Below are 21,130 nucleotides of genomic sequence, written 5' to 3'. Positions count from 1 at the left end.
GCTCCTGTATTGGGGCCGCCTTGCGCGGCGAAATGTGATCAGTGACCCAACGCGCCCATCTGTTGCGGCAGGTACAGAACCACGATCGGAACCAGAACGATCAGCGCCAGGCGAAAGATGTCGGCCACCCAGAACGGGGTCACGCCGCGAAAGATCGTGCTGGTCGAGACATCGCCCACCACGCCCTTCAGGATGAACACGTTCAGGCCCACCGGCGGGGTAATCAGCGAAATCTCGGTGACCACCACAACGACGATGCCGAACCAGATCGGGTCATAGCCCAGCGAGGTTACCAGCGGGAAAAAGATCGGAACCGTCAGCAGCAGCATCGACAGGGATTCAAACACGCAGCCGAGGATGATGTAGATACCCAGGATCATCAGGATCACGACGAAGGGTGCCACGTCATAGGCGGTGACCATGGCGATCAGCGCCTCGGGCAGGCCGGCCAGGTTGATGAAGTTCGAAAAGATCTGCGCGCCGATCAGCACTGCGAACAGCGCGGCGGCGGTAAAGCAGGTTTCCTTCAGCACTTCGAAGGTCGATCCCACGGTCAGCCCGCCGCGGAACAGCGCGATCAGAAAGGCGCCGGCGGCGCCCATGCCTGCGGCCTCGGTCGGCGAAAAGGTCAGGTTCAGGGGTTCGAAATCGAACACGCCATACAGCCCGCCGATCACCAGGAAGAACAGCAGCAGCACCGCCCAAACGGACCCCAGCGCGCTGATGCGCTCGCACCAGCTGGCGCGCTCACCGGCCGGGCCGGCCTCCGGGTTGCGCCACACGGTCCAGCGCACGGCGAATAGGTAGAACAGGATGCCCAGAATGCCGGGGATGATGCCGGCCATGAACAGCTTGCCGATCGAGGTTTCGGTCAGCAGCCCGTAGATGACCAGGATGACCGAGGGCGGGATCAGAATGCCCAGCGTGCCGCCTGCGGCGATCGAGGCGGTCGAGAGTTCGTCGGAATACCCATAACGGCGCATTTGCGGCATCGCGACTTTAGACATGGTCGCGGCGGTGGCCAGCGACGATCCGCAGATCGCCGAGAACCCGCCGCAGGCCGCGACTGTCGCCATGGCGATGCCGCCGCGCATATGGCCCAGAAAGGCATTGGAAACCGCATAAAGCTCGCGCGCCATGCCGCCCTTGTTGACGAACAGGCCCATCAGGATGAACAGCGGCACGACCGACAGGCCGTAATCCTGCGCGGTATCGGTGATCTGGCGGCCAACCATCGACATCGCGGCCTTCAGCCCGCGCTCGTCAAAGATCGAGCCGCCGCGTTCATAGGCAAAGCCCAACGTGCCGACCAGCCCCATGGCAAAGACGATGGGCAGGCGCATCAGCACCAGGATCAGGACAAGGGCAAATCCGATGAGGGCAGCGGTCATTGAGTGGATTCCGTCAGGGTCTTGGGGGCAAACAGGTGCAGCAGTCCGGTGATGATCATCACCACGGCGGTGATCGCCACCGACGCAGTGATGAACCAGCCGACGAGGTATGTCGGGATGCTGAGGTATTCGGTGACATCACCATAGTCGCGGGCGCGTTCGGCCAGAATCCACACGCGCTGGACCGGCCAATATAGCATGGCGCCGCTGAGGATATAGATCACCGCGTCACGCAGGCGGCTGAGGCGCAGGCGGTGGAAGATACCGTCGGTCAGGTCCACGGCGATATGCCCGTTGGTGACCGAGATGATGGGCAGCACCGAGAACACCAGAATGGCCATCAGGATGCGCGTCAGTTCGGTGGCGGCCTCGATCGGCGCGTTGAAGACCGATCGCAGGATCACGTCGCAGAAGGTCATCACCATCAGGATGAACAGGGCCGTGCAGGCGACGATCACCGGCAGGACGCTGGCGCGCCGTACAAGCTGGATGAGAGGGGTCATCGGGTGGCTCCGAATGGGGCTGGGTGGGGGCGGCCCGCGCCGCCCCGCAGCAGAGATCAGTTCGAGGACATTTCCGACTTGATCTTGTCATAGGCGGCTTGAGCATCGACACCGGCGTCGTTGACTTCGGCAATCACCTTGGCGCGCACGTCCTCGGCGATCGTCGAGAATTTCTCCATGTCCTCGGCGGCGGCTTCGTGGATCGCATTGCCCTCGGTGCTTTGGGTCGCTTCACGACCGATGGCGTCAATCTCGTCCCAGATCTTGCCGATCTCGCGGCTCAGCGGCTCGCCGAACACGTTTTCCTCCAGCGCTTGCTGGATGTCTTCCGGCAGGTCGGCAAACGTGTCTTCGTTCATGATGAAGGCAAACGACCCGCGATACAGGCCACCCGGCATCTCATAGACGTTCGGGGCAACCTCGGTCAGCTTGAAGCCCTTGCGCGATTCGAGGGGCATGACCACGCCGTCGGCGGCCTTCGAGGCCAGTGTCTCATAGACCTTCGGCGCCGGAACCTGGATGCCGGTCGCACCCAGCGCGGTGCCTACGTCGCCACCGACGCCACCGGGGATCCGCACCTTGAGGCCCGATATTTGGTCCATCGAGGTCACCGGACTGCTGGTGTGCAGCTGGGCCGGGCCGTGGGTGTGCAGAGCGATGACCTTAACGCCGCGGTGTTCGTCAGCGGCCTTCAGATACTTGTCATAGGCGCGCCAATAGGCAACCGAGGCGGCCTCGGCCGAGCCTTCATAGCCCGGAAGTTCGATCAACTTGGTCGTCACGAAGCGGCCCGGCTGATAGCCGTGGAAGATGATCGACGCATCCGCCGCACCATCCATGATCAGGTCCATCTGGGCCGGGGGCGGGGCGATGCCCAGCTTCAGCTCGGCGGTCACCTTGCCGTCGGTGGCCTCTTCGACCATCTCGACGAATTTGGGCCACATCTTGGCGTTGATCCCGTGGGTGGGCGGCGCCCAGCTGGAAATCGTCAGGGTGTAATCCGCCGCAAATGCCACGCTGCCCGACACTGCCAAGGCAGCCGTCGCCAACAGCGTTTTGATCCCGTTGAGTTTCATGACTGGTTTCCTCCTCCAAAACATGAGTCATAAATGCGTTAATGGTCCTTTTTGTAACCATCAACCGGCCGAAAGCCCGGATTCGGCGCTTCGTCGGAGAAATTTATTGACCAACCGTTCGGTTAATGCAAGAAGAATATCGAAACGAATGCAAAGCGAGCGGCCCATGAGCGATACGATTCTTGCGCAGCGGCGTGGAAATTATGTGGAAATCACTCTCAACCGCCCTGATCGCCTGAACAGTTTCACCGAGGAAATGCACCACGCCCTGCGCCGCGCCATCGAAAGCGCGCGCGATGAGGGCGCGCGGGCGATCCTGCTGACCGGAGCCGGCCGCGGGTTCTGCGCGGGGCAGGATCTGGCTGATCGCGATCCGTCGAAAATGGACGGCCCGCCGGATCTGGGCCACACGGTGCGCACCTTCTATGCGCCGCTGGTGCGGTTGATCCGGTCGCTGAACTTTCCGGTGATCTGTGCGGTGAACGGGGTTGCCGCAGGCGCGGGCGCCAATCTGGCGCTGGCCTGCGATATCGTGCTGGCCGCCGAGTCCGCGAAATTCATCCAGTCCTTCGCCAAGGTCGGGCTGATCCCCGATACCGGAGGCAGCTGGCACCTGCCGCATCTTCTGGGCGAGGCGCGTGCCAAGGGGCTGGCGCTGACCGGCGAGCCCTTGGCGGCGAAAGCGGCTGAAGACTGGGGCCTGATCTGGAAAGCCCTGCCCGATGCCGATCTGATGACCGAGGCGCGCGCGCTGGCCGAACGCCTGTCGAACGGCCCCACGCTGGGCCTCGGCCTGACCAAGCAGACCATCCAGGCCGCCGCGACCAACAGCCTGACCGATCATCTGGAGATCGAGGCCGACGCCATGAAGACCTGCGGTGAATCCGCTGACTATGCCGAGGGTGTCGCAGCCTTTCTGGAAAAGCGCAGCCCGGAGTTTCGGGGCAAATGAGCATGACGCCGAAAGAACGCGCCGAAAAAGCCGCCGCCGCGATGTGGGCGCAGGACCATGCCTCGAAATGGGCGGGGATGGAACTGATCGAGGTCGACGAGGGCACGGCGACGCTGGCGCTGACCGTGCAGCAGCACCATTGCAACGGGCACGGGATCTGCCATGGCGGCGTGACCTTCATGCTGGCCGACAGCGCCTTTGCCTTTGCCTGCAACAGCCGCAACCAGTCGACCGTGGCCCAGCACAACGTGATCAGCTATGTCGCGCCGGGCCGGCTGGGCGACCGGCTGATCGCCCGCGCGACCGAGCAGAGCCTGACCGGCCGCAGCGGCATCTATGACGTGACCGTGACCAACCAGGACGGCCGCAAGATCGCCGAGTTCCGGGGCTTTTCCCGCGCGATCAACGGCACCCTGTTTCCAGAATCTTGAGGTGAGGAGGACATCATGAAGGATCTGACCCCGAACAAAGCGGATCTTGACCTGATCGAGATCGCGTCGATCGATGAAATCCGCAGCTTGCAGCTGGACCGCCTGAAATGGTCGCTGCGCCATGCCTATGACAACGTGCCGATGTACAAACAGCGGTTCGACGAGGCCGGGGTGCATCCCGACGATCTGAAAACCCTGGCCGATCTGGCCAAGTTTCCCTTCACCTACAAGAACGATCTGCGCGACCACTATCCGTTCGGCCTGTTCGCCGTTCCGCGCGAACAGATCATCCGCCTGCATGCCTCGTCCGGCACCACGGGCAAGCCGACCGTGGTGGGCTATACCAGGAACGACATCGACAACTGGGCCGATCTGGTGGCCCGCAGCCTGCGCGCCAGCGGTCTGCGCAAGGGCGACATGATCCACAACGCCTATGGCTATGGCCTGTTCACCGGCGGCCTGGGCGCGCATTACGGGATCGAGCGTCTGGGTGCCACGGTCGTTCCCATGTCCGGCGGTCAGACCGAGAAGCAGGTGGCCCTGATCACCGATTTCAAACCCGACGGCATCATGGTCACGCCGTCCTACATGCTCAACATCCTCGAACAGTATCACAAGGTCGGGATGGACCCGCGCGAAAGCTCTCTGTTGGTGGGCGTGTTCGGGGCTGAGCCCTGGACGGATGCGATGCGCAAAGAGGTCGAGCAGGCCTTTGACATGCATGCCGTCGACATCTACGGCCTGTCCGAGATCATGGGGCCGGGCGTCGCCAACGAATGCGTGGAAACCAAGGACGGCCCGGCCATCTGGGAGGATCACTTCTACCCCGAGATCATCGACCCGCAGACCGGCGAGGTTCTGCCCGACGGCGAAATGGGCGAGCTGGTCTTTACCACGCTGACCAAGGAAGGTCTGCCGATGATCCGCTACCGCACCCGCGACCTGACGCGCCTGCTGCCGGGCACCGCGCGCTCGATGCGGCGGATGGAGAAGATCACCGGCCGCAGCGACGACATGATCATCCTGCGCGGGGTCAACGTCTTCCCCAGCCAGATCGAGGAACAGGTGATGGCCACCGGCGGCATTGCCGCGCATTACCAGATCGAGCTGTACAAATCCGGCCGCATGGACGCGATGCGCGTCTTTGTCGAGGCGATGCCCGACGCGGCGGATGAGCTCAGCAAGACCGCCGCCGCGCGGATGCTGACCAAGCGGATCAAGGACATCGTTGGCGTTTCCACCGAGATCGTTGTAGGGGACCCCGGCGATGTCGAGCGCAGCCAGGGCAAGGCCAAGCGCGTCGTCGACAACCGAGACAAGGAGTGAGGTTTGGCCCGTACGATTGCAAAAGATCACGACCAGAAACGCGCGCAGATCCTGAAATCGGCGGCGCGGGTCTTTGCCCGCGAAGGCTTCGACCGCGCCTCGATGACCCAGCTTGCGCGCGAATGCGGCATCTCGAAGGCCAACATCTATCACTACTATGACAGCAAAGACGCGATCCTGTTCGACATTCTCGAGACCTATCTGCGGGAACTGCGCGACCTGATCTGCGGGCTCGAGATGGACGGCCTCAGCCCGCCCGAAAAACTGCACCGCGTGGTGGCCGAGATCCTGCTGGCCTATCAGGGTGTGGATGACGAACACCGGGTCCAGACCAGCGGCATGTCGGCTCTGCCCGAGGATCAGCAGCGCCTGTTGCGCGGGTATCAGCGCGACATGGTGAATTTCCTCAGCGGGATCCTGTCCGAGGTCGCACCCGACGTGTTCCAGGGCGACGGGGCCAAGCTGCGGTCGGCCACGATGTCGGTCTTCGGCATGCTGAACTGGTACTACATGTGGAATTCCGGCGCCGATGCGCAGGCGCGCCGGGACTATGCCGCGCTGGTCAGCAACCTGACCCTGTCGGGCGTCAAGGCGTTGTAGCACCGGCCCTGCCGGCAATGTGACTTGGCTTTTGCGGGTGTCCCGGCGTTTACTTGCAGTCGGAGGGCGCCATGCAAAAACCGGAACGGTTCGACAAATTCTATTTCGCCAAGGTCGGGATGGGCGAGGCCTGCGGCTGCGCCGAGCGCATCATCGACGTCTATGAATTCAACCGCAAAGCAGGTGCGCGTGACGCGGGCACGGGCAAGGTGGCCCGGACACGGCGTCGCGGCCTGCGATCGCTTGCCCTGAAATACGGCCTGATCAGCCGCCCCAGCGGGCGATGATCATGGGGTGCGCAGGCCCAGCCGCGTGACGACCTCGGCGGCCTCTGCCAGCCAGCGGTTCTTCAGTTCGACCCCCGAGGCCCGGCGCAGGCCCATCTGGCGCAGCTTTTCCATCCGCTCGGGGTTGCCCGCTCCGAAACCTGCGGCCACCCGGGGCCACCAGTAATCGACCGATTCCTGCATCGCCGGTGCCTCGCCCTGATCCAACAGCTTGACCGCGCCTTCCAGGGCCAATTCACCGTGATGCGCCTCGATCGGGGCGATAGCGCGGAACGCCTCGGCCAGCGGCTGATAGGACACCAGCGCGAACTCGGCCAGTTGCACGCCCACGGCCCGGCTCATCAGCAGGTTCATCACCACCGCATCGGTCCAGCCTTCGATCGGATAGTTGAAGACCGCAAGGCGCATGTCATGTTCGCTGCGCGTGGCCCCGATATCGGCGGAACGGTTCAGCCGTGCGGTCCACGGGTGATGCGTGGCATAGCGGTCGGTATCCGCGCCGAACTCGCCCATGATCTTCAGGATGCGGTCGGCATTGTCGGTCTTTTCCAGAACGATCTTCGCCGCCGCGATGCGTTCCTTGATGCCCGGCCCCTGGTTGATGATGTCGGCGAACCCCGCCGCACCGGCCAGTTCGCTGTCGACGAAGGTCGCCATCAACTTCATCAGCTCGGCCCGGTATCGGGGCGGCACGTTGGTCGGGTTGGTCAGAACGCCGCCTGCGGCCAGGTAGCTTTCGATGCTCATGTCTTCGGCCATGGTCCCTCTCCCTTTACTGGTCGTAGTCGACGACGACATTGTCGGTCAGCGGGTAGGCCTGGCAGCTGAGCACATAGCCTTTTTCGACCTCGTAATCCTCGAGCGCGTGGTTGGCGACCATCTCGACCTCGCCTTCGATCACCTTGCAGCGGCAGGTCGAACAGACCCCGGCCTTGCAGGCATAGGGGGCGTCCATCGCGTTTTCCAGCGCCGCATCCAGAATGGTCTGGTCCTTGGGCATGGTGATGGTCTGGGTGGCGCCGTCCAGCGTGACCCGCGCCTGGGTCTGGTTGGCCTGCGCGGCGCTGGCGGCATCGCCCTGCTTGCGTTTGGCGCGGCCGGGCTGGGCGCTGGCGAACAGCTCGAATTTGATCTGGCTGTCGTCCAGCCCGTGTTCGCGCAACGCCTCGGCAATGCCCAGCATCATTGGCTCGGGGCCGCAGATGAAGGCGGTGTCGGTGTTTTCGACGTCGATCCAATGCTGGAACAGTTCGGCGCATTTTCCCTTGGTCACCAACCCGGTGAACAGGTCGATCTCCTGCGCGTCGGTTTCCAGGATATGGATCACGTTCAGGCGGCCCATGTACTGGTTCTTCAGGTCTTCCAGCTCTTCGCGGAACATGATCGTGTTCACGCCCTTGTTGGCATAGACCAACGTGAAGCGCGCATTCGGCTCGCGCGCCAGCGTGGTCTTGAGGATCGACAGCACGGGCGTGATGCCCGACCCGCCGGCAAAGCCCAGGTACTGCCGGTGCGCGGATGGGTCCAGCGGTGTGTGGAAGGCCCCCATCGGTGGCATCGCCTGCAGCCTGTCGCCCACTTTCAGCTCGGTGTTGGCCCAGGTCGAAAAGGCGCCGCCCTCGACCCGTTTGATGCCCACCTGCAGAACGCCGTCATCCTTGCCCGCGCAGATCGAGTAGGAGCGGCGCAGCTCTTCCCCGTCAAATTCGCGGCGGAAGGTCAGGTACTGGCCTTGGACAAAGTCGAATTCCTCGGCCGCGCCGTTCACCGGCTTCAGCGTGACCACGACCGCGTCGCGGGTGGTCTTGTGGATGTCGGTGACTTCCAGATCGTGAAAACGTGCCATCCGGTCCTCCTCAGATGCACTTGAAATAGTCGAAAGATTCCAGGCAGTCGGTACAGCGCCAATGCGCCTTGCACGGGGTCGAGCCGAACTGGCTGACCTTTTCCACTGCCGTGCTGCCGCAATGCGGGCAGCAGTCGGGTCCGCCTGCGGGCTGCGGCGGTGCGATGCCGTACTCCTTCAGCTTCGCACGCCCCTTGTCGCTGAGCCAATCGGTCGTCCAGGCTGGAGAGATGCGGGTCTCCAGCTTGATCTTGTCGATGCCGTGGTCGCGCAGGGCGGTTTCGATGTCCATCGCGATGACCGAGGTCGCCGGACAGCCCGAGTAGGTGGGCGTCACGGCAACCCTCAGCGTGTCGCCCTCCCATGTCACATCGCGCACGATGCCCAGATCGACGACCGAGATCACGGGGATCTCGGGGTCGGGCACGGCGTCGAGCCATTCCCAGACCTGCTCTACGGTGGCGCGGTTCATCGGGCTTTACCAGGTTGCGCCCGGATAGGCCCGCTGCAGCCACTGCATCTGGGTCAGCAGATGGCCCAGATGTTCGGTATGCATACGCCCGTCGCGGCCGCCCTTGTGGGCAAAGCTGCTGTCGGGAATGGTCAGGGTGGCTTCGGTCAGCACGCGCCGAACCAGCGCGTCATATTCCTCGCGCAGGCTGGCCGGATCGGGGGCGATGCCCGCGGCGGCCATCTCCACATCAACCTCGTCGCTGGCGAACATCTCACCCACATAGGGCCAGAGGTAATCCAGCGCCTCCTGCATGCGCCTGTGGCTTTCCTCGGTGCCGTCGCCCAGCCCGACCACCGTGTCGCTGGACCGTTCCAGGTGATAGGCGACCTCTTTGCTGGCCTTCTCGGCAATCGCCGCGACCCGGTCGTCGGACGATTTCAACAACCGGCCCAGCATGATCGAGTGCCACGCATCAAACAGGAACTGGCGCATCAGGGTGCGGCCGAAATCGCCGTTGGGCACCTCGACCAGCAGCACGTTGCGGAAATCCCAAGCGTCGCGCAGAAAGGCCAGATCATCGGCAGACTTGCCTTCGCCCTGGACCTCTCCGGCCAGGCCCAGCCACATCTGCGTCTGGCCGATCAGGTCCAGCGCGGTGTTGGCCAGGGCGATGTCCTCCTCCAGCACCGGCGCGTGGCCGCACCATTCGCTGACGCGATGGCCCAGGATCAACGTGTTGTCGCCCATCCGCAGCAGGAATTGCAGGAATGCCTCGTCGCGGGTCATCACATCGCCCCCACTTCTTCGGGGATGTCGAAAAAGGTCGGATGGCGATAGACCTTGCTTTCGCTGGGTTCGTACAGCGGGCCCTTGTCGCTGGGCGAACTGGCGGTGATGTTGTTGGCCTCGACCACCCAGATCGAGACGCCCTCGTTGCGGCGGGTATAGACGTCGCGGGCGTTCTTGATCGCCATTTCGGCGTCGGGCGCGTGCAGCGAGCCGACATGGCGATGGCTCATGCCGTGCTGGCCGCGAATGAAGATTTCCCACAGGGGCCATTCGTTTTTCATCAGGTGTCCTCCTATCGGGTGGGTTATTCGGCTGCGACCTTGCGGGCGCGTTTCTTGCGGGCATGTTCCAGCAGACCGTCACGCACCCATTTGCCGTCGTCCCAGGCCTTGTTGCGGGCGGCCAGGCGGTCGGTGTTGCAGGGGCCGTTGCCCTTGATCACGTCAAAGAATTCCGACCAGTCGGGCTGAGTGAAATCGTAATGCCCGCGCTCTTCGTTCCATTTCAGGTCGGGGTCGGGGATGGTCAGGCCCAGATACTCGGCCTGTGGCACGGTCTGATCGACGAATTTCTGGCGCAGCTCGTCATTGGTGTTGATCTTTATCTTCCACGCCATCGACTGGGCCGAATGCACCGAGTCCTTGTCGGATGGGCCGAACATCATCAGCGACGGGTACCAGAACCGGTTCAGCGCGTCCTGCGCCATCTTGCGCTGTTCAGGCGTGCCCTCGGCCATCTTGCGGATCGCGTCATAGCCCTGGCGCTGGTGAAAGCTTTCTTCTTTGCAGATGCGGATCATCGCGCGCGAATACGGCCCGAACGAGGTGCGCTGCAGCGGCACCTGGTTCATGATCGCTGCCCCGTCGACCAGCCAGCCCACCGCGCCGATATCGGCCCAGTTCAACGTGGGATAGTTGAATATCGAGCTGTATTTCATCCGCCCGTCCAGCAACATCTCGGTCAGTTCGTCGCGGCTGACGCCCAGGGTTTCGGCGGCGCAGTACAGGTACAGGCCATGCCCGGCCTCGTCCTGCACCTTGGCCAGAAGGATCGCCTTGCGTTCCAGCGTGGGCGCGCGGGTGATCCAGTTGCCTTCGGGCAGCTGGCCGACGATCTCGGAATGGGCGTGCTGGCCGATCTGGCGGATCAGCGTCGCGCGATAGTCGTCGGGCATCCAGTCCTTGGGCTCGATCTTGATGTCGGCGTCGATCTTGTCCTGAAAGGCGCGCTCCTGCTCGGTCATTTCCTCGCGGGATTTGACGCCTGTTCCTGCCGTCTTGATCATCTGAGCGTACATGTCGGGTCTCCTCCCTTACACGCGTTCGAGAATTAGCGCGGCGCCCTGGCCTACGCCCACGCACATGGTGCACAAGGCATAGCGCCCACCGGTGCGGCGCAGCTGATAGGCCGCCGTCATGACCAGCCGTGCGCCGGACATGCCCAGCGGATGGCCGATGGCGATGGCGCCGCCATTAGGATTCACATGGGGTGCGTCATCAGCCACGCCAAGTTCACGCAGGGTGGCCAGACCCTGGGCGGCGAAGGCCTCGTTCAATTCTATCACATCCATCTGCTCGATGCTCAGCCCCGTGCGGGCCAGCACCTTGCGGGTGGCCGGGACCGGGCCGATCCCCATGACACGGGGTTCGACCCCGGCAATCGCCATGCCCACGACACGGGCCATCGGGGTCAGGCCGTTCTTCTGAGCGGCGGCCTCGTTGGCCAGCAGAATGGCCGCAGCGCCGTCATTGACACCCGAGGCATTGCCCGCCGTCACCGTCTTGTCCGGCCCGTTGACGCCCTTCAGGCCCGCCAGCTTTTCGGCCGTGGTGCCGGGGCGGGGGTGTTCGTCGGTGTCCACCACCAGCGGGTCGCCCTTACGCTGGGGGATGGTCACGGGGGTGATTTCCTCGGCAAAAACGCCGGCCTGATGCGCGGCCGCCCAGCGGGCCTGGCTGCGCGCGGCAAAGGCATCCTGATCAGCGCGGCTGACGTCGTAGTCCTCGGCCACGTTGTCGGCGGTCTGCGGCATTGAATCCGTGCCGTACATCTGCTGCATCTTCGGGTTCACGAAACGCCAGCCGATCGTGGTGTCATAGACCGCGTTTGCGCGGGAAAAGGCGCTGGTGGCCTTGGGCATCACGAAGGGCGCGCGCGACATGCTTTCGACGCCACCGGCAATCGCCATATCATAGTCCCCCGCCTTGATGGCGCGTGCGGCCATGCCGACCGCATCCATGCCGCTGGCGCACAGGCGGTTGATCGTGGTGCCGGGCACTTGAACCGGGAAACCGGCCAGCAGGGCGGCCATGCGCGCCACGTTCCGGTTGCTTTCGCCGGCCTGGTTGGCATCGCCCAGGATCACGTCATCCAGGCTGGCCCAGTCCACCTGCGGGTTCCGCTCTTTCAGCGCAGCCAGCGGGATCGCGGCCAGATCGTCGGTGCGAACCTGGGACAGGGCCCCGCCATAGCGTCCGATCGGGGTGCGCTGTGCGTCGCAGATGAAAGCGTCCATGCGTCGGAACCTCGTGTCTTGCGTCCGGGTCAATAAGTGACCGCTTGGTCGGGTAATACGCCCGGAAGCGATTCGCGGCAAGGAAAATGTAACGCAATCGTGCGCCAAATCGAAATTCAGTAACGTATTTGTGCCGACATGAGAAAACCCGCATGAAGGCGGGCGATCTCGATCTTCGGGGCAGGAACCGGCTAAAGCTGACCGGCTTCGGTCAGAACCTTGCGCGCCACGCGAAAGCACTCCAGCGCCTGCGGGACGCCACAATAGATGCCGACGACATGGATGATCGCCCGGATTTCCTCTTTGCTGACGCCGTTGTTCAAGGCTCCGCGACAGTGGATCTCCCACTCGTGCATCTTGCCCAGGGCGCCGATCATCGCCAGGTTCATCATCGAGCGGGTCTTGGGGTCGATCACCTCGTCCCCCCAGCCAAAGCCCCAGCACCAGGCGGTCATGGCCTCCTGAAACGGGCGGGTGAAATCATCCGCCGCGGCCAGGTTCTTTTCCACGTATTCGTCGCCCAGCGTCGCCTTCCGCTGCGCCAGTCCTGTAAGGAACAGGTCTTCGTCAAAGATGTCGGCCATCGTCTACTCCGCTTGCATCTGTATCCACCGCCTCGCGCATCCATTGCTGCAAGCGGGCGATCGAATGTTCCGACATTACGCCGCAAGCCGGGTCCAGCACCAGCGGGCCGGGGCGATAGCCGCGCGATTTCAGGCCGCGATGCACGCTTTCAACCAGACGGATGTCTTCTTCGACCGTGGTTTCCCGGTCCTGCACCGCCAGTTGGCGGATCACCGCGCTTTCGGACCCGCCCTCGGTGTACCATCCGCGCCAGACGGTGCAGTGATCGGCATCCTGCGCGCGCCAGTGATAGGTGTTCAGCACATTGCCGGGATAGCACTGGAACGAGAACATCGGCCACAGAAACCATGACTGATAGTCGCCCGCATGGGGCACCGAAAGGTCGATGGGATAGGTCATCTTGTCGAGGCTCTGACACTCGGTCGTATGGCGCAGGACGTATCCGCCGTCTGCATCGGGTTGAATGTCATAGGTTTCGGGTTTGACCACGCCGGTGGCAAAAGTCGGGTGATTGGTCGGGCAGTGATAGCATTCCGAGTAATTCTCGATACTGACCTTCCAGTTGCAGTTCTCGGGGATCTCGACCCATTCCAGCGGCTCAAGATCGTCGATCTGCGGGACAAAGGCGCGGATTTCCGCGCGCACGCCGGGGTACCAGTCGTCCATTGGCGCGGCGTCATCGTCGAGGTTGACGAAAATGAAGCCGTTGAACAGCTCGGTCCGCACCGGGGTCAGGCAGATCGCGCTGCGGTCGAAGCCCGGAACCGACTTGATGTTGGGCCCGGCGCGCAGGTGCCCGGTGAGTTCATAGGTCCATGCGTGATAGGGGCAGACGACGACGCGGGTGTTGCCGGCCCCGGTCACCATCTCATGCGCGCGGTGCTGGCAGACATTGTAGAAGGTGCGGATTTCGCCGTCGCGCCCGCGGATGCAGAACAGGTTCTGACCTGCGATTTCAAAGGCGAAATAGTCGCCCGGTTCACGCACCTGCGCCACATGGCCGGCAAATTGCCAGGTGCGGGCCAGAAGGCCCTGTTTCTCCTGCTCGAATATCGCCTGGTCGATGTAATAGCGGGCCTCCAACGAGCGGGTCAGCGGTGCGGTCATTCAGGCTCCTCCGCATAGAGGCCAAGTTGGTGCCGGCGGCGGTGAAACCGCTCGACACGCTCGACGATTTCATCGCTGGACAGGGCGACCACGAAGGACAGAAGTGTCTCCAGCAGCGCGATGGTCGAAACCGATGACGGAAAGAACTGGGGCGTGTCGGCGGCGACGACCAACCCATGTTGCGCGTTCAGAACGACCGGGCTGGCGGGGCTGTCGGAAATGCCGACCACGGTCATGCCCTGTTCGCGGGCCAGCTTCACCGCCTCGATCACCTCGGTCCGGTAGGGGTGACAGGTCATCGCAATCAGCACGTCCTGTTCGTCGGCCCAGGCCAGATCGTCCACCGGGGTCGAGCCGGGCCGGGGGATGGCGTGGAATTGCTTCATCCCGGTCGAGGCCAGGTAGGTAAAGTTGCGCGCGTTCGCGTTGTTGACGCCGACACCCAGCGTGAAAACCTGCCGCGATGTCCAGATCGCCTCGGCCGCGGCCTGCAGCCGGGTCGCATCGATCCCCGCGAAGGTTTCCTCGATGTTTCGGATCGCGGCCCCGACCATGTCGGCATAGAGCCCGCCCAGCTCGCCGGATTTGCCGATCTCCTGCAGCCAGCGGGCGCGGTCGGGGAACGATACGGTGCCACGCCGGATGGCGTCGCGGAATGGCGCGCGGAAATCCTCATACCCCTCAAAACCCACCTGCCGCGCCATGCGCACGAAGGTGTTGGGTTTCACGTTCGCGGCCTCGGCGATCTCGCGCACGGTCGAAACGCCAACATCCGTTGGGTTCTCCAACACATAACGGGCGGCCTTCTGCGCCTCGGGCGTCAGGGCGTCCCATTCACGGGTCAACCGGTAAAGAACGGTGTTTGATACATTTGTGTCATTCATGATTGACGATGGTACAAATGTGGCCTTAGCCTGTCGAGAAGAAATGCGACTCGGTGAGAGGAAAAATCATGTCCGGGAAGGAACTGCCGTCACAGGCCCGCGTGGTGATCGTGGGCGGAGGTGTCATGGGCGTGGGTCTGGCCTATCACCTGGCGCACGAGGGCTGGACGGATGTCGTTCTGCTGGAAAAGGCCGAGCTGACCAGCGGCAGCACCTGGCACGCGGCCGGGCAGATCACCCACTCGACCAGTTCCTTTGGTCTGGGCAAGTGCGTGGACTACAACATCGGGCTCTATTCCGGTGCGCTCGAGGCCGAGACCGGGCAAGCGGTGACATGGCACGGATGCGGCTCGTTCCGGCTGGCCTATACCGAAGATGAGATGGACTGGTTGCGCCATACCCTGTCCGTGGGCCGGTCGCTGGGCTTCAACATCGAGCTGGTCGGCCCCGACCGCGTGGCCGAACTGCACCCGTTCTACAACCTCGACGGGGTTCTGGGCGCGCTGCACACGCCGGATGACGGGCATGTGGATCCGACGAACGTGACCATGGCCATGGCGGCGGGGGCGCGTCAGCTGGGCGCGCGGATCATCCGCCGCTGCCGGGCCACCAACATCACCCAGGCGGCCAATGGCGAATGGGTGGTCCAGTCCGAACGGGGCACGATCCGCTGCGAACACGTGGTGAATGCGGGCGGCACCTATGCCCGACAGATGGGCGAATGGTCGGGGCTGCAACTGCCGATGACCTCGATGACTCACCACTATTTCGTGACCGAACCGGTGCCACAGTTCCAGGACCTCGATCACGAGCTGCCGGTGATCCGCGATGATCGCAAGGTCTCGGGCTATATCCGCATGGAGCAGAAGCGCGGGCTGATCGGGATCTACGAGAAGGAAAATTCGAATTCGGTCTGGCATGACCATTGCCCGTGGGACTATGAAAACTGGCTGTTCGATGCCGATTACGACCGGGTTATGCCGTGGCTTGAGGAGAGCCTGAACCGGATGCCGGTTTTTGCCGATCTGGGGATCCAGCGCGAGGTTCACGGGGCGATCTCGCACCCGCCCGACGGCAATCCGCTGATCGGCCCGGCGCCGGGGGTGCGAAACTATTGGTGCTGCTGCGGCACGCAGATCGGCATCGGCTGGGGCCCGGGCCTGACGCGCGAATTGGCGGGGTGGATGGTGCATGGGGCGGCAGACATTTCGATGCGCGACTATGATCCGCGCCGGTTCGGGGCCTATGCCACCAAAGACTGGCAGGTCACCAAGGCGCATGAGGATTACAAACTGCGCCACGAAATTCCGTTTCCGCATTTCAACCGTCTTGCCGGGCGGCCGATCAAGCCGTCCCCGCTGTATGACCGGCTGAAAGCCAAGGGGGCGGTGTTCGAAGAGGTCTATGGCCACGAGCGCCCCCGCTGGTTCGCAAAGCATGGCGTTGAACAGCGCGACCATTATTCCTTCCGCCGCAATGTGGTGCACGACATGGTCGGCTCCGAATGCAGGGCCGTGCGCGAGGCGGTCGGCATCATGGATATCTCGGCCTTCACCAAGGTCGAGGTAAGCGGCCCGGATGCCCGGGTCCTGCTGGACCGGCTGGTCGCCAACCGCCTGCCGCAAAAGGTGGGCGGCATCGCGCTGACCCACATGCTCAACCGCCGTGGACGGATCGAGCTGGAGACCACGGTCGTGAAGCTGGCCGAGGACCGGTACTACCTCGTCTGTGCCGCCTTCTTCGAGCGGCGCATGCTGGATCACCTGACCCAGCATCGCGACGAAGAAAACGTCGATATCATCCTGCGATCCGACGACTGGGCCGCGCTCAGCCTCAATGGCCCTAGGGCGCGCGAGGTTCTGGCCGCCTGCACCGATGCCGACCTGAGCAATGCCGCTTTCAAATGGCTGACCGCGCAGGAAATCGACGTGGCGGGTCACCGGCTCTGGGTTTTCCGCATGTCCTATGCCGGTGAATTGGGGTGGGAACTGCACATGCCGCGTGACAGCGCCTTGGCCGTCTACGATACGCTCTGGGCCGCGGGCGCGCCGCTGGGCATCGCCGATTACGGGTCGTTCGCGATGAACGCGCTGCGGATGGAAAAGGCCTTCAAGGGCGCGGGCGAGTTGACCAACGAGGTCACCCTGGCCGAGGCCGACGTGCTGCGCTTTGCCCGCACCGACAAGGAATACCTGGGCAAGGACCGGACCCTGAACCCCGATCTGCGCTGGCTCTGCGCTTATCTGGAGATCGAACCGGATGGCCAGAACGATGGGCATGGCGGCGAGGCGGTCCTGCTGGACGGCAAGGTTGTGGGTTCCACCGCCTCGGTGGCCTACGGGCATACGGTCGGCAAGATCCTTGCCTTTGCCTATGTCAAACCGCAGGCCAATGTGCCGGGAACCGAAGTGCAGGTGGTGATCGCCGGCGCGCCGCGTCCCGGGCGGATCCTGGGCGCGCCCGCCTATGACCCGCAAAGCCTCCGGCCCCGCACCGATGCCGCGATGGAGGCTGCGGAATGATCCCGAAGACCATGAAGGCCATGGTCCTGACGGGGCATGGCGATCTGGACAAATACGAATGGCACGAGGACTGGCCCACCCCCATAGCCGGCCCGATGGAGGTGTTGATCAGGGTGGGCGCCTGCGGGCTGAACAACACGGATGTGAACACCCGCACCGGCTGGTATTCCAAGGCGGTGGACGAGGCCACCACCGGCGGCGCCTATTCCGAGGTGGATGACGACGACAGCACCTGGGGCGGCGCGCCCCTGACCTTCCCGCGTATTCAGGGCGCGGACGCGGTCGGCACGGTCGTGGCCGTGGGCGAGGGGGCCGATCCTGCGATCATCGGCCGGCGGGTGATCGTGGCGGGCTGGCTGCGCGACTGGTCCGATCCGATGAACCGCGACAAAGCGGGATATTTCGGCTCGGAATGTGACGGCGGCTTTGCTGAATACACCAAGGCCGACATCCGCGGCGTGGCGCCGGTCGACTCCGACCTGAGCGATGCCGAACTGGCGACCTTCAGCTGTTCCTATGTCACGGCCGAGGGCATGTTGGACAGGGCGCAGGTCGGCGAGGGCGACACGGTTCTGATCCCCGGCGCCTCGGGCGGTGTGGGCGGGGCGCTGATCCAGTTGTCCAAGCTGCGCGGCGCCCGTGTGATCGCCATGGCCAGCGCGGCCAAGCACCCCGAGGTCGCCAAACTGGGCCCGGATCGCATTCTGCCGCGCAACCCCAGGAACCTGCGGGCCGAGTTGAAAGGCGAACGGATCACCGTCGTCGCCGACGTCGTGGGCGGAGAGATGTGGCCCAAACTGATCGACATGCTGGAGCGTGGCGGGCGCTATACCTGTTCGGGCGCGATTGCCGGTCCGATCGTGCAGTTCGACCTGCGCACCTTCTATCTGCGCGATCTGACCTTCACCGGATCGACCGTGAACACGCCGCAGAACTTCTTTGATGTCGTGAAATACATAGAAAATGGGCAAATCAAGCCAGCTTTGGCCGCCACTTACCCGTTGACTGAGCTGCGAGAGGCCCAGCAGGCCTTCATCGACAAGCATCATACCGGCAATATCGTGGTGATCCCATGACCCTGGAAAACGTTCTCGAAGCCGCGCGGCACCTGCATCAGAGCATGCCGGCGCTGTCGGAATTCGGCACCTGGCCCACCGACCTGACCGCAACCGGTTTGCAACCGCAGGCGATCCCCGCCACGACACTGGTGCAGGCGCTGGATCAACCCGGATCGCCCCGGACAACGGGGTTGGTTCAGGCGATCCGGTCGGCGGCGCATCTTGCCCACTGGAAACGCACCTATACCGAGGCAGAGGTCGGTGCCGATTTCCGCAATCGGTACGGGTATTTCGAGCTGTTCGGGCCAACCGGTCATTTCCATTCGACCCAGCTGCGGGGCTATGTCGCCTATTGGGGCGCCGGGCTGGACTATGACTGGCACAGCCATCAGGCCGAGGAGCTTTACCTGACGCTGGCGGGTGGCGCGGTCTTCAAGGTTGAAGGAGATCGGGCCTTTGTTGGCGCTGAGGGCACGCGGTTGCACGCCAGTTGGCAAAGCCATGCCATGTCCACGGGGGATCAGCCGATCCTGACATTCGTACTGTGGCGGGGCGAGGGGTTGAACGACCTGCCCAGAATGGACGCCGCATGAAGATCACCCGCATCTCGGTCTTTCACGTCGATCTGCCGCTTGAACATCCCTATTGGCTTTCCGGCGGACGTCTGAAATTCGAGGTGCTGGATGCCACCTTCGTCATGATCGAAACCGATGCCGGGCTGACCGGCTGGGGCGAGGGCACGCCATGGGGCCACACCTATGTACCCGCGCATGGGCCGGGCATTCGGGCGGGGATCGAGACCATGGCGCCCTTCGTCCTCGGGCTGGACCCGCGCCGGGTTCTGGAGGTCGAGCGGGTGATGGACCACGCGCTGCCCGGGCATCTTTATGCCAAGTCGCCGATCGACATGGCCTGCTGGGACATTGCCGGTCAGGCCGCGGGGTTGCCGATTGCCGATCTGATGGGCGGCGGGTCGCGCAGCCCCGCGCCGATCTCCTCCTCGGTCGGGGCCAAGACCGTCGAGGAAACCCGCGCGGTAATGGATCGCTATCGCGGCCGCGGCTATTGGGTGCATTCGGTCAAAGTGGGTGGCGACGTGGATCGTGACATAGAACGCATCCGCGATGTCGAGGCGCACCGCCCGGCGGGTGAGTGCATCCTCTATGACGTCAACCGCGCCTGGACGCGGCAACAGGCGCTGCGGGTGATGAAGGCCACCGAGGATCTGGGCGTGATGTTCGAACAACCCGGCGAGACGCTGGACGACATTGCCGCCATCCGGGCCCTGCATTCCGCGCCGGTCAGCGTGGATGAAAGCCTGGTCACCCTGCAGGATGCCACGCGCATTGCCCGCGACGGGCTGGCCGAGGTCTTCGGGATCAAGCTTAACCGTGTCGGCGGCCTGACCAAGGCCGCGCGGATTCGGGACATCGCGCTGGCGCATGGCATCGACATGTATGTGATGGCCACCGGCGGCTCGGTTCTGGCCGATACCGAGGCGCTGCATCTGGCCGCCACCATCCCGGATCACAACCGCCTGGGCGTCTGGGCCTGTCAGGACATGCTGACGCTAGACGTTGCGGGCGGGCGCGGTCCACGCAACCGTCAGGGCCATCTTGAACTGCCCGAGGCCCCCGGCCTCGGCGTCGCCCCGGATGAAGATCTACTGGGGGAACCAAAGGCCGTGTACCAATGACACGCATCACCCGCATTTCGCTCTGGCATGTGCCGCTGACCAGCCATCAGGCCTACTACATGGCCGACGGCAAGGCCTGCGACACGGTTGAAACGGTGGTTCTGGCGCTGGACACCGATGACGATCTGACCGGCTGGGGCGAGGTCTGCCCGATTCCGCATTACCTGCCCGCCTTTGCGCGCGGCGTGGCCCCGGCGGTTCGGAACATGGCCGCGGTTCTGCTGGGCGCCAACCCGATCGGACCCGAGGCGTTGATGGCGCGGCTGGACCGGCACCTGCCGGGGCATGTCTATGCCAAATCGGCAATCGACATCGCGCTGTGGGATCTGACGGGGCAGGTGGCAGGGCTGCCGCTGCACGCGCTGCTGGGCGGTCGGCGGGCGCAGACGATGCCGCTCTATCACTCGATCACCTGCATTGCCCCGGCCGAGATGGCCCGCATCGCCCGCGAGGCGCAGGCGCAGGGCATCACACAGTTCCAGGTCAAGCTGGGCGCGGATGCCGATTGGCAGGCCGATGTCGAGCGCCTGCGTCTGGTGCGCGAGGCGGTGGGAGACGGGCCGCTGGTCTATGGCGATTGGAACTGCGGCGCCACGTCTCTGGATGCCAGCCGGGTGGGGCGGGCGTTCGCGGATCTGGATGTGATGCTGGAACAACCCTGTGCCACGATCGAGGATTGCGCCCGCGTGCGCGCCGCCACCGGACTGCCGATGAAGCTGGACGAAAGCGCACACGACACCGCCAGCCTGCTGGCCGCGCATGCGCTGGGCTGCATGGACGCGGTCGCGGTGAAGCTGTCGAAATTCGGTGGGCTGTCGGCTGCGCGCCGCGCGCGTGATCTGTGCCTGCATCTGGGGGCGAAGATGTGTGTCGAAGACACCTGGGGGTCTGACATCACCACCGCCGCCCTGTTGCATCTGGGCGCGGCCACCGAACCCGCGCGCCTGATGAACGTGTGCGACCTGTCGGGCTATGTCGCGCCGCGGCTGGCGCCGGATGGCCCAACCCGCAAGGGCGGCCGCATCGCGCCGCCCGACGGGGTCGGCCTGGGCGTCGCGCCCGACCGCGAATACCTGGGCGCGCCGGACGTGATACTGGATTAGGGAGG

23 protein-coding genes are annotated in these 21,130 nt (G+C 64.0%); 10 read left to right on the top strand and 13 right to left on the bottom strand.

Features of this window, described 5'->3' with window-relative positions; all coding sequences use genetic code 11:
- Window positions 1-38 precede the first annotated feature (38 nt).
- The 3 genes from ACR0BA_RS08355 to ACR0BA_RS08345 are packed head-to-tail and all read right to left on the bottom strand — an operon-like array spanning window position 39 to window position 2,970.
- Window positions 39-1,391 carry a TRAP transporter large permease gene (locus ACR0BA_RS08355; protein ID WP_480727320.1) on the bottom strand — a complete coding sequence of 451 codons (1,353 nt, stop codon included), beginning with the start codon at window positions 1,389-1,391 and terminating at the stop codon, window positions 39-41.
- Complete coding sequence (locus ACR0BA_RS08350) at window positions 1,388-1,894, bottom strand: TRAP transporter small permease (RefSeq protein WP_170357007.1); 507 nt, start codon at window positions 1,892-1,894, stop codon at window positions 1,388-1,390. The genes ACR0BA_RS08355 and ACR0BA_RS08350 overlap by 4 nt, the downstream gene beginning before the upstream one ends.
- 56 nt (window positions 1,895-1,950) lie before the next feature.
- The gene (locus ACR0BA_RS08345; protein WP_480727319.1) at window positions 1,951-2,970 is read right to left on the bottom strand and encodes a TRAP transporter substrate-binding protein; all 1,020 of its coding nucleotides are present in this window, start codon (window positions 2,968-2,970) and stop codon (window positions 1,951-1,953) included.
- Window positions 2,971-3,136: 166 nt separating this feature from the next.
- Between ACR0BA_RS08345 and paaG the strand changes: the two genes are divergently transcribed.
- From paaG to ACR0BA_RS08320, 5 genes are all read left to right on the top strand, one after another.
- A complete protein-coding gene (gene paaG / locus ACR0BA_RS08340; protein ID WP_480727317.1) occupies window positions 3,137-3,922 on the top strand; it encodes a 2-(1,2-epoxy-1,2-dihydrophenyl)acetyl-CoA isomerase PaaG in 786 nt (261 codons plus the stop codon).
- A gap of 2 nt (window positions 3,923-3,924) precedes the next feature.
- Window positions 3,925-4,353, top strand: a complete 429-nt coding sequence (paaI, locus tag ACR0BA_RS08335; RefSeq protein ID WP_480727316.1) for a hydroxyphenylacetyl-CoA thioesterase PaaI — start codon at window positions 3,925-3,927, stop codon at window positions 4,351-4,353.
- 15 nt (window positions 4,354-4,368) lie between these two features.
- A complete protein-coding gene (gene paaK, locus ACR0BA_RS08330) occupies window positions 4,369-5,679 on the top strand; it encodes a phenylacetate--CoA ligase PaaK (RefSeq protein WP_480727314.1) in 1,311 nt (436 codons plus the stop codon).
- 3 nt (window positions 5,680-5,682) lie between these two features.
- A complete protein-coding gene (locus ACR0BA_RS08325; protein WP_170340282.1) occupies window positions 5,683-6,279 on the top strand; it encodes a TetR/AcrR family transcriptional regulator in 597 nt (198 codons plus the stop codon).
- Between the two features lie 71 nt (window positions 6,280-6,350).
- Window positions 6,351-6,566, top strand: coding sequence for a hypothetical protein (locus ACR0BA_RS08320; RefSeq protein WP_480727313.1), 216 nt, complete (start codon window positions 6,351-6,353; stop codon window positions 6,564-6,566).
- On the opposite strand, the gene ACR0BA_RS08315 is transcribed toward ACR0BA_RS08320, so the two are convergent.
- From ACR0BA_RS08315 to ACR0BA_RS08270, 10 genes are all read right to left on the bottom strand, one after another.
- Window positions 6,567-7,325 (bottom strand): Phenylacetic acid catabolic protein, encoded by a 759-nt coding sequence (locus ACR0BA_RS08315; protein ID WP_480727311.1) that lies wholly within the window; start codon window positions 7,323-7,325, stop codon window positions 6,567-6,569.
- A gap of 13 nt (window positions 7,326-7,338) precedes the next feature.
- A complete protein-coding gene (locus ACR0BA_RS08310) occupies window positions 7,339-8,412 on the bottom strand; it encodes a 2Fe-2S iron-sulfur cluster-binding protein (RefSeq protein ID WP_480727309.1) in 1,074 nt (357 codons plus the stop codon).
- 10 nt (window positions 8,413-8,422) lie between these two features.
- On the bottom strand, window positions 8,423-8,884 hold the full coding sequence (paaD, locus tag ACR0BA_RS08305; protein WP_480727308.1) for a 1,2-phenylacetyl-CoA epoxidase subunit PaaD: 462 nt from the start codon (window positions 8,882-8,884) through the stop codon (window positions 8,423-8,425).
- A 6-nt stretch (window positions 8,885-8,890) separates the two neighbouring features.
- Window positions 8,891-9,652, bottom strand: coding sequence for a 1,2-phenylacetyl-CoA epoxidase subunit PaaC (gene paaC, locus ACR0BA_RS08300; RefSeq protein WP_480727306.1), 762 nt, complete (start codon window positions 9,650-9,652; stop codon window positions 8,891-8,893).
- Complete coding sequence (gene paaB / locus ACR0BA_RS08295; RefSeq protein ID WP_005978248.1) at window positions 9,652-9,936, bottom strand: 1,2-phenylacetyl-CoA epoxidase subunit PaaB; 285 nt, start codon at window positions 9,934-9,936, stop codon at window positions 9,652-9,654. The genes paaC and paaB overlap by 1 nt, the downstream gene beginning before the upstream one ends.
- 23 nt (window positions 9,937-9,959) lie before the next feature.
- Window positions 9,960-10,952 carry a 1,2-phenylacetyl-CoA epoxidase subunit PaaA gene (gene paaA, locus ACR0BA_RS08290; RefSeq protein WP_170340298.1) on the bottom strand — a complete coding sequence of 331 codons (993 nt, stop codon included), beginning with the start codon at window positions 10,950-10,952 and terminating at the stop codon, window positions 9,960-9,962.
- 15 nt (window positions 10,953-10,967) lie between these two features.
- Window positions 10,968-12,170, bottom strand: a complete 1,203-nt coding sequence (gene pcaF / locus ACR0BA_RS08285) for a 3-oxoadipyl-CoA thiolase (RefSeq protein WP_480727304.1) — start codon at window positions 12,168-12,170, stop codon at window positions 10,968-10,970.
- 191 nt (window positions 12,171-12,361) lie between these two features.
- Window positions 12,362-12,754 (bottom strand): carboxymuconolactone decarboxylase family protein, encoded by a 393-nt coding sequence (locus tag ACR0BA_RS08280; protein ID WP_480727302.1) that lies wholly within the window; start codon window positions 12,752-12,754, stop codon window positions 12,362-12,364.
- Window positions 12,738-13,862 (bottom strand): aromatic ring-hydroxylating oxygenase subunit alpha, encoded by a 1,125-nt coding sequence (locus ACR0BA_RS08275; protein WP_480727301.1) that lies wholly within the window; start codon window positions 13,860-13,862, stop codon window positions 12,738-12,740. Before ACR0BA_RS08275 ends, ACR0BA_RS08280 begins: the two co-directional genes overlap by 17 nt.
- Window positions 13,859-14,746: a MurR/RpiR family transcriptional regulator gene (locus ACR0BA_RS08270; protein WP_480727299.1), complete on the bottom strand. Its 888-nt coding sequence runs from the start codon at window positions 14,744-14,746 to the stop codon at window positions 13,859-13,861. Before ACR0BA_RS08270 ends, ACR0BA_RS08275 begins: the two co-directional genes overlap by 4 nt.
- Window positions 14,747-14,814: 68 nt before the next feature.
- Here ACR0BA_RS08270 and ACR0BA_RS08265 point away from each other — a divergent pair, with 68 nt between their 5' ends.
- The 5 genes from ACR0BA_RS08265 to ACR0BA_RS08245 are packed head-to-tail and all read left to right on the top strand — an operon-like array spanning window position 14,815 to window position 21,125.
- Window positions 14,815-17,268: an FAD-dependent oxidoreductase gene (locus tag ACR0BA_RS08265; RefSeq protein WP_480727298.1), complete on the top strand. Its 2,454-nt coding sequence runs from the start codon at window positions 14,815-14,817 to the stop codon at window positions 17,266-17,268.
- Window positions 17,265-18,344 carry an alcohol dehydrogenase family protein gene (locus ACR0BA_RS08260; RefSeq protein ID WP_480727296.1) on the top strand — a complete coding sequence of 360 codons (1,080 nt, stop codon included), beginning with the start codon at window positions 17,265-17,267 and terminating at the stop codon, window positions 18,342-18,344. Before ACR0BA_RS08265 ends, ACR0BA_RS08260 begins: the two co-directional genes overlap by 4 nt.
- Window positions 18,341-18,919 (top strand): dimethylsulfonioproprionate lyase family protein, encoded by a 579-nt coding sequence (locus ACR0BA_RS08255; RefSeq protein ID WP_480727294.1) that lies wholly within the window; start codon window positions 18,341-18,343, stop codon window positions 18,917-18,919. The genes ACR0BA_RS08260 and ACR0BA_RS08255 overlap by 4 nt, the downstream gene beginning before the upstream one ends.
- A complete protein-coding gene (locus ACR0BA_RS08250) occupies window positions 18,916-20,022 on the top strand; it encodes a mandelate racemase/muconate lactonizing enzyme family protein (protein ID WP_480727293.1) in 1,107 nt (368 codons plus the stop codon). The genes ACR0BA_RS08255 and ACR0BA_RS08250 overlap by 4 nt, the downstream gene beginning before the upstream one ends.
- Window positions 20,019-21,125, top strand: a complete 1,107-nt coding sequence (locus tag ACR0BA_RS08245; protein ID WP_480727292.1) for a mandelate racemase/muconate lactonizing enzyme family protein — start codon at window positions 20,019-20,021, stop codon at window positions 21,123-21,125. Before ACR0BA_RS08250 ends, ACR0BA_RS08245 begins: the two co-directional genes overlap by 4 nt.
- The last annotated feature ends 5 nt before the right edge of the window (window positions 21,126-21,130 follow it).

The sequence above is a fragment of the Ruegeria sp. CI5 genome (genome assembly GCF_056536885.1).
Note: the sequence above shows the minus strand (reverse complement) of the source record. Positions and strands in the feature narration are given on the sequence as shown.